This is a genomic window from Candidatus Marinarcus aquaticus, from assembly GCF_004116335.1.
In the GTDB taxonomy this organism is placed as follows: Bacteria; Campylobacterota; Campylobacteria; order Campylobacterales; family Arcobacteraceae; genus Marinarcus; species Marinarcus aquaticus.
In genome coordinates, this window is record NZ_PDKN01000009.1 from 67,447 (window position 1) to 81,339 (window position 13,893).

At 35.2% G+C, this 13,893-nt stretch carries 10 protein-coding genes; 7 read left to right on the forward strand and 3 right to left on the reverse strand.

What is annotated here, in order from left to right:
• Window positions 1–9 precede the first annotated feature (9 nt).
• The 6 genes from CRV04_RS11215 to CRV04_RS11240 all read left to right on the forward strand — a co-directional run bounded on the left by CRV04_RS11215 (window position 10) and on the right by CRV04_RS11240 (window position 12,040).
• Complete coding sequence (locus CRV04_RS11215) at window positions 10–2,148, forward strand: type I secretion system permease/ATPase (protein WP_128996941.1); 2,139 nt, start codon at window positions 10–12, stop codon at window positions 2,146–2,148.
• Complete coding sequence (locus CRV04_RS11220; RefSeq protein WP_128996942.1) at window positions 2,141–3,616, forward strand: HlyD family type I secretion periplasmic adaptor subunit; 1,476 nt, start codon at window positions 2,141–2,143, stop codon at window positions 3,614–3,616. The genes CRV04_RS11215 and CRV04_RS11220 overlap by 8 nt, the downstream gene beginning before the upstream one ends.
• Before the next feature lies 1 nt (window position 3,617).
• On the forward strand, window positions 3,618–4,214 hold the full coding sequence (locus tag CRV04_RS11225; protein WP_128996943.1) for a response regulator transcription factor: 597 nt from the start codon (window positions 3,618–3,620) through the stop codon (window positions 4,212–4,214).
• 98 nt (window positions 4,215–4,312) lie between these two features.
• Window positions 4,313–9,388 carry an Ig-like domain-containing protein gene (locus CRV04_RS11230; RefSeq protein ID WP_128996944.1) on the forward strand — a complete coding sequence of 1,692 codons (5,076 nt, stop codon included), beginning with the start codon at window positions 4,313–4,315 and terminating at the stop codon, window positions 9,386–9,388.
• A gap of 148 nt (window positions 9,389–9,536) precedes the next feature.
• Window positions 9,537–10,139: a transglutaminase-like cysteine peptidase gene (locus CRV04_RS11235; RefSeq protein ID WP_128996945.1), complete on the forward strand. Its 603-nt coding sequence runs from the start codon at window positions 9,537–9,539 to the stop codon at window positions 10,137–10,139.
• Window positions 10,136–12,040 (forward strand): bifunctional diguanylate cyclase/phosphodiesterase, encoded by a 1,905-nt coding sequence (locus tag CRV04_RS11240; RefSeq protein ID WP_128996946.1) that lies wholly within the window; start codon window positions 10,136–10,138, stop codon window positions 12,038–12,040. Before CRV04_RS11235 ends, CRV04_RS11240 begins: the two co-directional genes overlap by 4 nt.
• Before the next feature lie 27 nt (window positions 12,041–12,067).
• On the opposite strand, the gene CRV04_RS11245 is transcribed toward CRV04_RS11240, so the two are convergent.
• Complete coding sequence (locus CRV04_RS11245; RefSeq protein WP_128996947.1) at window positions 12,068–12,406, reverse strand: hypothetical protein; 339 nt, start codon at window positions 12,404–12,406, stop codon at window positions 12,068–12,070.
• A gap of 195 nt (window positions 12,407–12,601) precedes the next feature.
• Between CRV04_RS11245 and CRV04_RS11250 the strand changes: the two genes are divergently transcribed.
• Window positions 12,602–12,916 (forward strand): MTH1187 family thiamine-binding protein, encoded by a 315-nt coding sequence (locus CRV04_RS11250; RefSeq protein ID WP_128996948.1) that lies wholly within the window; start codon window positions 12,602–12,604, stop codon window positions 12,914–12,916.
• 5 nt (window positions 12,917–12,921) lie between these two features.
• On the opposite strand, the gene CRV04_RS12885 is transcribed toward CRV04_RS11250, so the two are convergent.
• Together CRV04_RS12885 and CRV04_RS11255 are read right to left on the reverse strand one after the other, a co-directional pair.
• On the reverse strand, window positions 12,922–13,092 hold the full coding sequence (locus CRV04_RS12885; RefSeq protein WP_164969158.1) for a hypothetical protein: 171 nt from the start codon (window positions 13,090–13,092) through the stop codon (window positions 12,922–12,924).
• A gap of 73 nt (window positions 13,093–13,165) precedes the next feature.
• Window positions 13,166–13,735, reverse strand: coding sequence for a ribonuclease HII (locus CRV04_RS11255; protein ID WP_128996949.1), 570 nt, complete (start codon window positions 13,733–13,735; stop codon window positions 13,166–13,168).
• Between the last annotated feature and the right edge of the window lie 158 nt (window positions 13,736–13,893).

The following is a 13,893-nucleotide window of genomic DNA, read 5'->3' on the forward strand; positions in this document are numbered from 1 at the left end:
AGGGGAAATTTGAAAGTAAATTTTAAAAAAAAAGACTCCTTATTGGAGTCTTTGGTTCTGTATACAAAACTGTTTCATAAGCCTTACAGCGCAGAGTCTTTATTAAGCGGTTTGCCCATTGATGCAGAGCAGATGCTTTTTTCAAAAAAAGGCTCCAAATCACTCTTTTCACGAGCTGCAGCTCGTGCAGGTTTAAAAACCACACTCATTGAGAGACCTATTAATGAAATTTTAGAGTTACAACTTCCCGTGATTTTAATTTTATCCAATGAAAACAGTTGTATCTTAACGGCATTTTCGCCCGATAGAAAACAAGCAAAAATCGTTTTTGCAGCCAATGAGGCTTTAGAGCAATGGACAGATGTCGAGAGACTTGAAGAGGAGTATTTGGGTTATGCTTTTTTACTTCGAAAAGAGTTTCAATATGAACGCAATAATAATGTCTTGGATACATCCAATCAACGCCACTGGTTTTGGAGTACCTTGGGATTGTCTAAAAAAATCTATTATGATTGTATTTTAGCCTCTATTTTAATCAATCTTTTTGTTTTAGCCACCCCACTGTTTACAATGAATGTGTATGACAGAGTGATTCCAAATAACGCACAAGAGACACTTTTGGTCTTTACTATTGGAGTTATTGCTGTATTTCTTATTGATGCATTTTTGAAATTTTTGCGTGCATATTTTTTAGAACTTGCGGGTAAAAAAAGTGATGTGATCATGTCTTCCATTATTTTTGAACGGGTGATGGATTTGAAAATGTCTGTGCATCCAAAATCAGTGGGTTCTTTTGCAAACAACTTAAAAAGTTTTGACTCCATTCGAGGTTTTTTAACCAATGCAACATTGACCGTACTCATTGACTTTCCATTTGCCATTCTGTTTTTATTAGTGATTTTTTATCTCGCAGGTGCAATGGTGATTGTCCCTATTGTCATTATCATTGCTATTGTGATATATGCGTATATGATCAAAGACTCCTTGCAAGAGAGCATTGAGAGCACCTATGAAGCCAGTGCAAAGAAAAATGGGATATTAATTGAATCCTTGCAAAATATTGAAACCATTAAATCTTTAGGGCTTGCAGGAAGCACCCAATGGCATTGGGAAGAATCCACAGGAGAGATTGCCAATAAAAGTTTGAAATCACGACTGATTTCAGCCTCAATTCCTAATGTAACAGGTTTTTTAGTTGGATTAAATACTGTTTTAATTATTCTTTTTGGTGTGCATCTTATTCAAGAGTTTGAATTGACCATGGGGGGATTGATTGCAACCATGATTCTCTCTTCAAGAGCCATTGCACCTATGGGACAAATTGCAGGACTGATCACCAACTATGAAGATGCAAAAACATCATATAAAATGTTGGATGATATTGTGAACCAACCTTTAGAGAGACCATTTGCAAAAGAGTTTGTAAAACGTCCTGCACTTAAAGGAAACATTGAATTTAAAAACGTAACGTTTAAATATCCTGACAGTGAAGCGTATGCCCTTGATAATGTCAGTTTTACCATTAATGAAGGTGAAAAAGTGGCACTGATTGGACGAATTGGTTCAGGAAAAAGTACCATTGCGAAACTGATTTTAAAACTCTATGAACCCCAAAGTGGTTCGATTTTAATTGATGGGATTGATATTGAACAAATTGATCCTGCTGATTTACGGAAAAATATCGGCTATGTGGCACAAGACATCAATCTTTTCAGGGGAACGATTAAAGAGAATATTTTAGGTTCAAGTCGTTTTGTAGATGACGAAGAGATGTTAGAATGTGCTAAAATCAGTACCACAGATGATTTTGTCAAACGTCATCCAATGGGCTATGATATGCCTATAGGAGAGAGAGGACATGGGCTTTCAGGAGGACAAAGACAAAGTGTAGGACTTGCGCGAGCATTGATTAACAATGCCGATATTTTACTTTTTGATGAACCCACCAATGCAATGGATCAATCTACTGAGTATGCCGTACTGAATAATCTCAAACCAATTGTTCAAGAACGAACACTTCTGTTAGTAACTCAAAAAATGAGTATGTTGGAATTAGTGGATCGAGTCATTGTGATGAATAATGGGAAAAAAATACTCGATGGTGAAAAAACTTCAGTGATGAAACAATTAGGTGGCATTCATGGCTAAAGAAAAAATTGAACAACTCAAACAACGCGGACGGGAGATATATAAAAAAGCTCATAAAGAGTCTAAAAAAGGGTATATTAAAGGCGCACGTTTTTATCGAGAAGTGAAAAGTTCTCCTTTTTTTGATGATCATAATTACTTGCCTAAAACACCATTGAATGACGATGATTATGAGTATATGAACAGTTTGAGTGCAGCTGTTATGCAGATGCGTCCACACAAGTTACATTGGGTTTTGGTGGCATTTTTATTCACCATTACACTTTTTATTATTTGGGCCTCTTTTGCAAAAATTGATGAAATTTCACGAGGGAGTGGCAAGGTTGTACCAAGTGGACAAAATCAAATAATTCAAAACCTTGAAGGGGGTATTGTTTCTGATATTTTAGTGCGAGAAGGTGATTTTGTAAAAAAAGACCAAGTTTTAATACGAATCAGTAATGAAAAATCAGCGTCAACAATGGAATCAAGTCGTTTAAAAGCTTACTTTTTAAAAGCGCAAATTTTAAGATTGCAAGCGGAGTTAAATCAAGTTCCATTTGAATATGAGCAAACCAATGATGAACAGATGAATCTCTTTTTGGATAATGAAAAAAAGATGTATGAACAAAATGAACGACAACTCGAGTCCCAAGTACAGGTTTTAAGAGAGCAATTAAACCAAAAAAAAAGTACACTACAAGATTCTATTCAAGCAGAAGAACACTTGAAAATTTCTCTTTCTATGATTTCAAAAGAGGTTGAGATGACAGAGCCTATGGTAAAACGGGGAATTCGTTCACAAGTTGATTTTTTGAAATTGCAAAGAGAAGAGAATGATGCAAAATTGAAGCATCACAGTGCGAGTCTAGCCATAGAAAAGACACGCTCTGAAATCAAAGAAATTGAGAGTAAAATTTCTGAGATTTATGAAGGAAACAAAGTAAAAGTGCGTGAACAGCTTAATGAAAATATCAGTGAGTTAAAAGAGTTAGAGGCAAGTTCAGTGGCATTTAAAGATCAAGTCAAACGTACAACGGTGATGTCCCCTTCAAATGGTATTGTTCAAAAACTGCATATCAATACCATTGGAGGATCGATTAAACCAGCACAAGATTTGATTGAAATTGTACCCACAGATTATAATTTGATTGTAGAAGTGAAAATTTTGCCTTCAGATATTGCATTTATCTATCAAGGTCAAAAAGCGATTGTGAAATTTTCTGCTTATGATTTCTCCATTTTTGGTGGTTTGGATGGGCATGTGGTGAATATCAGTCCGGATACGATTACAGAAAAAGATGAAAAAACATACTATTTGGTTCGTATTCAAACTGAAAAAAACTATTTAGGAACTGAAAAAAAACCAATGAAAATCATTCCAGGTATGGTCGCTGATGTTGATATTATCACAGGGAAAAAGTCAATTTTGGACTATATCTTAAAACCTATTTTAAAAACAAAGCAGTATACCTTTACGGAGAGATAAGATGAAACAGGTTCTATTTAGTAATGACATGGCTTTATTGCAACGTTGGGAATCAATATTAAATAACAAAGATACGCAACTTTTAGATGATTTCAATGAACTTTTCGATCTCAAAGACTCGGTTGTTATTTTTAACAGTGATGCGTGTGAAAATAAGTCTGAAGTGCTGATTGATGTGCTTGTTAAACATAATAATAAGATATTGATTTTGGACAGAGTTCCTGATTATTTTAAAGTTCAAAAATGGCTCGCAAAAGGAATTAAAGGGTATGGAAATGTCATTATGTCCAGTTCATACCTTCTCTCTGCTGTGGATGCTATCAGCGAAGATTTGATTTGGTTAATTCCTGATATTACTACACAATTTGTTAAAAATTTTGTGGGGCATGAAGAACCAAAAAGTCATGAAAATATGCTTTTAGATGAATTGACTAAAAAAGAGAGAGAAATTGCTTTGCTTTTAAAAGAGGGCTATACCAATACTGATATTGCAATGTCACTTAATATCTCAATTAATACAGTTAAAACCCACGTAAAAAATATCTACAAAAAATTTCAAGTGAAAGATCGTATCGCATTTTCAATGCTTTTTAAATAATAAAATAATAAATTTATTATTTTTCACCCGTTGGGGTGATTGTCATAAAAAAGGAATTTTCCTATAATTTATATAATTATTGGATTAGGAGAATTATTATGGCTGAATCTATCGCAAAAGTACAAAGTTTATTAGGAAAGTTTTATGCTCAAGATGAGAGTGGAAACGTTCGTGTATTAAAAGTAGGTGACACTATCTATCAAGGTGAAAAAGTTTATGGTGATGCTGCTAACAACAGCAGCGATAAACTGCAAATTGTTTCTGATACGCAGGAAACTTTTGATATTACGGGCAGTGATAGTTTGGTGTTTGATACATCAACCAATGAAGCTACTTTTGGTAATGAAGAAGTTGCTTTTAATCCAAACTCTGCATGGATGCCAACAGCTGATAATGCTACAGTTCCTGAAGGTGAAACGGTCACTGATGCACAAGGCGATATCACTGAAGAGGAAACAGCTGCAGGTAATGAAGCTGCATCCTCAAGTGATGTAGGTGTCTTTAATTTTGAAAACAGAGATGGCGATTCTGTTAATATCCAATCTGATTTAAGAGAAAGTGTTTTCTCTAATAATAGTGATTCACTTGTTTCAAATAATGGAGATGGTTTAAACTCAAATCCCTCTTCTAATCTGTTATTAAATGGTACTCCAACACCTGATGATGTGAATGATGTGCCCGTGGCTGTGGATGATAGCTTTACCTTAGATGAAGATGCGAGTTATACAGGAACGGTTGCGACCAACGATACCTTAAGTGGGGATGGTGGTAATACCTTTGCCGTGTCAGGGAACCCAGCTCATGGTACGGTTACAATGAACGCAGATGGAACCTTTACGTATACCCCAGCCGCAGATTATAACGGAGCGGACAGCTTTACGTATACGATCACCGATGCCGATGGTGATACGTCAACCGCGACCGTGAACTTAACGGTGAGCAGCGTGAATGATGTGCCCGTGGCTGTGACCGATAGTATTAATGTTTCTGAAGAGGGATTAACAAATGGTATTGGTGATACAAATGGAACACCTACTGATACAACAAACAGCAATTCAGTAGTAGGGCAATTAACCATTCATAATCCTGATAATGATGCCTTGACAATCACATTAAATGCACCAACAGATTCTCTGTCTTCAGGGAATGAAACAATTGTATGGAGTGGAAACAATACTCATGAGTTGATTGGAAAAGTGGGTGATACTGAAGTGATTAAAATTGCAATTGCTGACGATGGTTCATACAGTGTTACTCTACTTGACCCAGTGGATCACCCAATGAATGATGTAGAGGATATACTCTCTTTTAATGTGGGGGTAAATATCAGTGATGGAGAGAGCAGTAGCTCTTCAACCATAACCGTTAATATTGAAGATGATATGCCAACAGTTGAAACTTCAACAACGGTATGGACAGAAGCAACAAGTATTCCAGATATTTTTACAGGGCAAGTGAGTTTTGCAGGTTCAAGTGCAAATCAATCACGATTTGTTTTTGCTAATGGTGCAGTACTTGTAACAGGAAAAGGATTTACATCAGATACAGACTTAACATTAATAGATGCGGATTTAAATCAAAGCAGTGGTGGTTTAGGTGTGGCAAGTGATGAGTCTCCTTATCACAATCTAGCCAATGAAGTTGATTTTAGAAAAACAGCTGATGGTGAAGAGGGTTCTGAAGAGTTGATCATTAAATTGGCCGATGGAAAAATCTCTTATGGGGCAACTATTACATTTGATTATATGTTTGGTGGTGAAGAAGAGGTTGGAGAAGCCTTGTTCTATAGAGATGGAGTATTAATCTCTACACAACGGTTTACATCGGATGCACAAAGCGGAGATTATGCAAAGAATTTTGAAGTTACCGACGGTGGATTTGATACTATTGTTATACGTGCATTGGACAATGGAAACGGGTATCATGATGGAGATAACAGTGACTTTGTTGTTTCGGGTGTTGAATTTTTAGGTTCATCACAAGAAAATCCAATTTCATATGCTGAAGGTACAATTGATTATGAATTTGGTGCAGATGGTGCTGGAAGTATTGTGTTGACTTCATTACAAAACAGTGTACGGTTAGCTGATGGAACGGAACCTGAAATTACAATTTCAGATAATACAATTATTGCTAAAGACGCAGATGGTCATTTGGTGTTCCAAATTCAATTTACACCTTCAACGGGTCAATGGGAATTTTATCAATATCAAAAATTTACAATTGGAGATGGAAGTTCTCAAACGTTAGGATTTAATTTTAGAGTAACAGATGCGGATGGTGATGCTGTAAATGGTACGGTTTCTGTAGGAATTACCAATCATGGTGTTGAAATTGAAGGTATTGGAGCTGCACAAGGTGATCTTACTGTTGATGAAGCCAATTTAGATGATGGAACGCAACCAAATGAAAGTGACTTGACTCAATCAGGAACGTTTACTTTAAATGCGATGGATGGAATAAGTGAGATTCAAATTGGTTCTGAAACATTTACATATGAAGAGTTGGTTAATGCAGCATCGAATAATATCAGTATTGAGACTGATCATGGAACATTGGTTATTACAGGATACAGTGGCAGTGAAACATCGGGTACAGTTTCATACAGTTATACACTCAAAGATTCAGTGGACAATGATACTCAAAATGGTGCAACATCGGATGAATATGTGGATCAAATTGATGTTAATGTAACGGATAAGGATGGAGATAGTAGCAGTGCTTCTATTAATATCAATATTCAAGATGATGCTCCTGTTGCTTCAGATACAACTGTATCTGTGGATGCAATGCAAGAGACTGTTTTCAATGCAAATGTAATGTTAACTCTTGATTATTCAGGAAGTATGAGTTCAACTGCATTAAGTGAGCAAAAAGATGCGGCCAAAAAATTACTCGATCAATATCAAAAAAGTTTAAATGAGGCAGATCGTGGGGATGTGAAAGTTATGGTTATTAAGTTTGCCACTGGGGCAGCGACTCATGAAAAAGTGTGGCTGACCATTGCTGAAGCAAAAGCGTACATTGATCAAGGTAAACCGTATGGTATTGATTCAGGAACGAACTATGATGATGCTCTTAAAACATTGATTGAAAATTATTCAAGCAGTGGAAAAGTAACAGCAGAAGGTACCATCAATAATTCATATTTTATGACAGATGGACAACCGACGCAATCAAACTATACTTCTTCTAACGATGGTTCAAAAACAGAGGACAGCAAAGGGGATGGTATTGGAATAGGTGAACACTCTAATAACCCTTATTATGCACAAGGCACAGATGCAAACAGCACTACGTATGTTGGGACAAATGGAGAAGTTGGTCAAGGGAACTGGCAAGCATTTTTAGAAGAACATGATATTGTCTCTTATGCAATAGGAATGGGTAATAATGTTCAAAGCAGTGGATTAGAGCCAATTGCTTATGATGGTACTTCTGAACAACAAAATCATGATAAATTGTTGCAACCACAAGTTGACTTTAATAAATTGGGTGATTTATTGGTTTCAACAACACCAGAAGCACAACCTGTTACAAGTACGTTAAGTGCAGAGTTGGGAGCAGATGGAGGGTATGTGAGCTCGATTACTATTAGTGGAGAAACATACACTTTTGATGGTACAACCATTACAAATCCTAATGGAACAACAGCGAATGGTCATACATTATGTGTTACAACAGAATTTGGTACTTTTGAGATCAATTTAGAGACAGGAGTCTATACCTATACGCCTGTAGAAGCATTAGCGCAAGTAGAACAAGAAACTATTGGATTTACAGTCACAGATAATGATGGAGATACATCAAGTGCAACATTAACCATTGACTTGTCTGCACTTGTTCCTGATGTACCTACCGTTGTAGAGGATGCACATGATACTGTTATTACGAATGAGAATGGAGCAAGTTCAATACAAGCAGAAGCATCATTGGGCGTTGTTGTTGGAAAAGACTCTGCTGGTTCTACAGTAACGGTTACCAATGCCAATGGTGATTCCTTGGTGGGAGACACCGTTACTGTAAAAGTAACCGATGCAAATGGCAGTGAGCATGAAATCAATGCAACGTATAATGATGTGCAATTAAAATACATCAGTGATGGTTCGGGAGGTTTGATTGCGGTTACGGATGATGCAACGCAAACTCATGTATTTACCGTTGAAGGTGATGCCAGTGCAGGTACCTATAAAGTAACAATGATTCATGCTTTGGATCCAGTTTACAGTGTACCATCAATCCTTGAAGACCAAACCACTCAAATTAGTTTGAACAGCAACGGAGGAAGTAACAGTGGTATTAACGTTACATTAAATAGCAATGGTGGAGCAGTTAATCAGTATGGAAACAGTATCGGTATCAATGATTATGATGTGGGAAGTGCAAAATATGAGATTGAAGGTTATGAAGTATTAAGTATGAACTTCAATGCTCTTACTGGTGTGAGTGTGAGTAAAGTATCGGTTAACTTTAATGATTTTGGATATCATGATGATGCCATAGTAAAAGTGTACTATACTGATAATACATACGATACGTATGAGGTTCATGGAGATTATAATGACAGAGATGGAATTGATATTGAAATTCCTGAAGGCAAAACTCTGAGCCGAATCGATTTTGGTGCGGAGGATTATTATGATGATTATTCGGTTAACTCAACGATTACAGTTGTCTATGATAAACAGAGCACTATTCCTGTGGATAATCCAGAACAAACGCTTGAATTTGGTGCAGTTGTAACGGATGGTAATGGCGATCAAAGTGAAGTGGTTACGTTTGATGTGACTGTAGACAGTGACCATGTGTTACAAGGCGATGTATCAGATTCAATTATCGGTGGCGACGGTGATGATACATTCAAACTTTTAAATGGACAAGATATCAATTTTGATGGATTGGATGCACATATAAAAAATATTGAAACCATTGATTTAAGTGCTGAGGGTAAAAATGAAATCAAAAACTTATCCTTAGATGATGTGATTGATATGACGGATTCAGATAATGAGATTAAAATCTCAGGTACATCAGAAGATGAAGTTCATTTAACAAATGAATGGTCAACCAATAATGTTGTTGATGCAGACGGTTATATTGAGTACATAGGTACATCTGATGATGAGACTGTTAAAGTGAAAATCCATCAAGATATTCATACGGATATTCAATAAAAGAGTGTATAACAAGGCTTTTGCCTTGTTATAACTTTCTCAAAACTCATAGTGATAATGGCGAGCATTGTGATTTTGTAAGTAGATTAAATCAGTTTAAAAAGGCCTTATCTTGTTACTTTTTTATGACCTTATGTTATAATATTATATGAAACTTTTAATCACTTTGTCTCTTAGCATTATTTTATCCATCACTTATGCTTTTGTCACCAGTGATATTATTAAAGAGGTTGAGAAAAATTATGGGCGATTTGCAAAAAATCGTTTTGTTGCTTTAGAGAGACTTATTAAAAGTTTAGAGAATCAAAGTGTTGAAAAAAAGCTTGAAAAAGTGAATGAGTTTTTCAATAATGTGCCTTATTCAAGTGATATAAAGACGTATGGTGTGACCGATTATTGGGCAACACCATTTGAGTTTTTAGCACGTGATAGAGGAGATTGTGAAGACTATGTGATTGCCAAATACTTTGTTTTAAAGCGTTTGGGAATACCAAGTTCAAAAATGTATTTAACTTATGTTCGCGTCAAAGGGTATGATGATGCGCACATGGTACTGACATACTTTCCTACACCACGTTCAGAACCTTATGTTCTGGATAACATTCGAAGAATCTTACTGCCTGCTTCCAAACGTACGGACTTAACGCCTGTGTTTAACTTTAATCCTGAGGTTTTACAAGATGGTAAAAAGACAACTGCACACCGAAAATGGGACAGACTACTTAAACACATTAGGGAGAATAGAATATGACGCTCTACCGACAAATAGCGATATTGGTTTCGTTTGTATTTTTAATTTTATTATCAACCATACTGCTTGTATCTTTCAGTATCGTTCGAGAATCTGCAAAAAAAGAGTTGTATGAAAATGCACAAAACAGTGTTTCAAGCTTAAGTATTTCTATTAGTAGCACAGAAGCGACTCAAGGTGCTATTGAGACGATGATTAATGCCAGTTTTGATAATGGGAATTATGAAAGAATCACTTTTGTTGATATAGATGAAAAGGTGAAATATGAACGTACAAAAGAGATAAATAACAGCAATATTCCTGCTTGGTTTGAAGAAATTGTGGAGTTTGAACTGCCTGTAGCAAAAGCCAAACTTTCAAGTGGTTGGCAAGTCATTGGAACCTTGGAGATTTTAAATAATCGAAGTGTGACCTATTTTCAACTTTATAATATCATGATGAGCATGGTGATGTATTTAGGAATTGCGTGTATTGTGTTTTTATTAATTTTATCTTATGTATTTCATGTGATTTTACGACCGTTGTTGGATATAGAAAAACAAGCGCAAGCGGTGATGAAAGATGAGTTTGTAATTCAAGAAAAAATGCCTTGGACCAAAGAGTTTAAAGCAGTCATTGAAAGTATCAATGCCATGGTGCGAAAATTTGAGTCCATTTTTAAAACAGCCAGTGATACTTTAACAGAAAATAAAGAGCTGCTTTACAATGATAACGTGATGAAAATTGCCAATCGACGTTATTTTATCTTAAAAGCAACCGAATATCTCACAGATGAAAATGGCAAAAATTATGGTTCAACCATCATTATGTCGGTTAAAAAAGCAGATGTTTTGAATCAAGTGTTAGGGTATCAAAGTACAGATAAGCTTTTGTTTGAATTTGCACAGTTCTTAAAAGAGGAAGTTCAAAATTATTCGGATGCCATTGTGTGTCGTATCAATGGTACAGAGATTGTGGTGATGCTTCCAAAAATTTATATGCAAGACATTAAAAGTATCCTGGACAAAATCGTGCAATACATAAATGATAAACTTGAAGAGTTAAAACTTAATAAAGAGGAGTTTGGGTTAGATATTGGTGTATGTGAATATGAACCACAACACAATATGAGTGAACTGTTTAGTTTAGTGGATTATGCACTTGCACAAGCCAAATTGCTTCCTTCTGGGCATTATTATGAACTGTTAAATAATAAAGTGGCCATTGCTAAAGAGCGATGGAGACAGATAATTTTAGATGGTTTTAAAAACGACAGTTTTGAAATCATGTACCGAAAAGTGGTGGATACTTTTACAAAAGTGAAACGTCATAATGTCGTCAGTTTTGCGCTTAACAGCAACAACGAATCCTATTTTTATGGTACATTGATTGCGCCAGTCGTTGAATTGGGAATGGTGCAAGATGTCTATTTGTATGTGATTAAAAAAGTATTACTTTCAAATGACAGTCAAAATGACATCCCATTGACCATTCAAATCTCTTCACAATTTATTGAAGATGAGGATACTTATGAAAAACTCAAAAAGTTGTTTAGAACACATCAACATGAAGTGAAAAAAGAGATTATTTTTGAGATTCCAGAATCGGTTATCAATAAACATTTTGAAAACAGTCAACACTATATTAAACTCTTTAAAGAGTTTGGTTTTGGTTTTGGTATTAACAGTTTTATGGCATATGGAGAGGATTATAACTATCTTAAAGAGTTAAAACCTGCCTTTGTGAAAGCCGATAAACAGTATATCTTAGATGCTCAACAAAACATCAATGTGCTTAAAATTGTTTTAGATTCATTGGGGATTGAGTTGATTGCAACGGGCGTGAATGATTTGGATGAGATTGAATCATTGAATCAAAAAGGGATTAAAGTCGTTGCAGGAATGGTGGTTGATAAAATATAAAGATCAAAGGTACCTTGGTACCTTTGATTATTTGTGCCCTAAAATATAATAAATTGGTTTGTCTTCTATTTTTTCTAAAGCAACGTTATATTTTCTGCTCCAGTGTGATACTTCATCATGAAACTCTTCTAAAATTTCAGGTGCGTCATTTTCATCGCATTTGATTTTAAAATAGTCTGTTTTATTCGATAACCCTACATACGCGTTCATTTTCTTAATGTGATCATGTAGGCTGATAATGTGTTTTGAGAATTTTTCAAACCCTTCTGTATTATCAATCATTTTTTGTGCTTGTGATACAGAACTTTCTGTTTTTGCATATCCTAATTGCGAAAGTAAAACTTCGGCTGATACATCTAAATGCATTTATTTCTCCTAATCGTAGTTACATATTTTTCTCTCAAATTATAGAGAGACCAGAAGATTATGTTAGCTAAATATTTTTAAATTTAGGTTTAAAAATGAATGTTACAAATAAGAGCATATCTAAAAATAAAACAGTGTTTCTTATTTATGTTTAACGCTTCTTTGAGTAGTATTTAAAAAATAAAAAGGAGAACCATGTCAGTACTATTAGAGATGGCAATGTTCCCAACTGATGGAACAGAGAGTAAGAGTGAATACGTCGCACAAGTGATTAAAACCATACGTGATTCAGGCTTTCCTTATCAGCTCACGCCCATGGCCACAATCATTGAAACAAAACACATTTCAGATGCGCTTAATATTATTCAAGAGTGTTATGATGTTTTAGAACACTTAGGGTGTAATCGAGTCTATTCAACCATTACGTTTGATATTCGTAAGAACTCTGATGGTCGATTAAAAGGAAAGGTGGCTTCCATTGAGAGTAAAATTGGAGAAGTGAATAAATAAGGAGATTATATACACTCTCCTTTGAGTGTATACTCCCCATGTCTGTAATTAAAGACTTTTTGTGTTTTAAATTTTTTACCTTGTTGCTTACACTCTAAACGTTGTTCGGCAATGCTTTTTTCTTCACAAGCAGTAAAAATGAGTGCCAATGCAATTAAAAATAATATTTGTTTCATAAGCGACCTTTCTTTAGTCACCTTTATTATAGCACTTTTTTTTAAAAAAAGTATACTTTTTTAAAAAAAATAATTAAAATAGTGTCTGTTCGTTTTTTTTCATAAAGAACTCATCTAATACTTTTGTTTTAAAACTTCGTCGATGTAATTTGCAATATCCATACTTTTTGATGGCATCAATGTGTGCTTTGGTACCATAGCCTTTATGTTTTTCAAATTGATACGGTGGGTATTGTGACGCAATATCACACATAAAACGATCACGACTCACCTTTGCTAGAATAGAGGCAGCACTCACTTCTTGTATGGTGGCATCTGCTTTGATTTTATGATGCAAATTAGGAATTCCAAATGAAGTATTTCCGTCCATCAGATACTCTTTTGCGTTAATATTTTCCATGATTTCAAGAATAGAGTGTTTAATACAACTGCTTAATCCTTTTTCATCAATTGTTTGATTATGGGTAAAGACAATGTGATAGTCACATGAGTTAATGATTTCATCAAAGAGTGCTTCTCTTCTCTTTTCACTGAGTTGCTTGGAGTCATTGAGCCCTTTGATGGTGTTTCGTATTTTTACCCCTGCAACGACCATTGGACCAGCTAAAGGGCCCCGACCTGCTTCATCTATGCCACATAACATAACGTTTCCTTATGAAGGTACCTTAAAAAATCAGATTATTTTTTAGAGATGCCTTTAAATTAAAGTTTCTTAAAATATTTAATGGTATTATAATACACTTATGTTGACAAAGAGGAATAAGGGATACAATGAAGAGGCCGCTTCTTATAATTACCATA

Excerpts from the sequence above, each read along its gene's own strand:
- CRV04_RS11220 (WP_128996942.1), top strand. The coding sequence starts at position 2,141 with ATGGCTAAAGAAAAAATTGAACAACTCAAACAACGCGGACGGGAGATA.
- CRV04_RS11225 (WP_128996943.1), top strand. The coding sequence starts at position 3,618 with ATGAAACAGGTTCTATTTAGTAATGACATGGCTTTATTGCAACGTTGG.
- CRV04_RS11230 (WP_128996944.1), top strand. The coding sequence starts at position 4,313 with ATGGCTGAATCTATCGCAAAAGTACAAAGTTTATTAGGAAAGTTTTAT.
- CRV04_RS11235 (WP_128996945.1), top strand. The coding sequence starts at position 9,537 with ATGAAACTTTTAATCACTTTGTCTCTTAGCATTATTTTATCCATCACT.
- CRV04_RS11240 (WP_128996946.1), top strand. The coding sequence starts at position 10,136 with ATGACGCTCTACCGACAAATAGCGATATTGGTTTCGTTTGTATTTTTA.
- CRV04_RS11245 (WP_128996947.1), bottom strand. The coding sequence starts at position 12,406 with ATGCATTTAGATGTATCAGCCGAAGTTTTACTTTCGCAATTAGGATAT.
- CRV04_RS11250 (WP_128996948.1), top strand. The coding sequence starts at position 12,602 with ATGTCAGTACTATTAGAGATGGCAATGTTCCCAACTGATGGAACAGAG.
- CRV04_RS12885 (WP_164969158.1), bottom strand. The coding sequence starts at position 13,092 with ATGAAACAAATATTATTTTTAATTGCATTGGCACTCATTTTTACTGCT.
- CRV04_RS11255 (WP_128996949.1), bottom strand. The coding sequence starts at position 13,735 with ATGTTATGTGGCATAGATGAAGCAGGTCGGGGCCCTTTAGCTGGTCCA.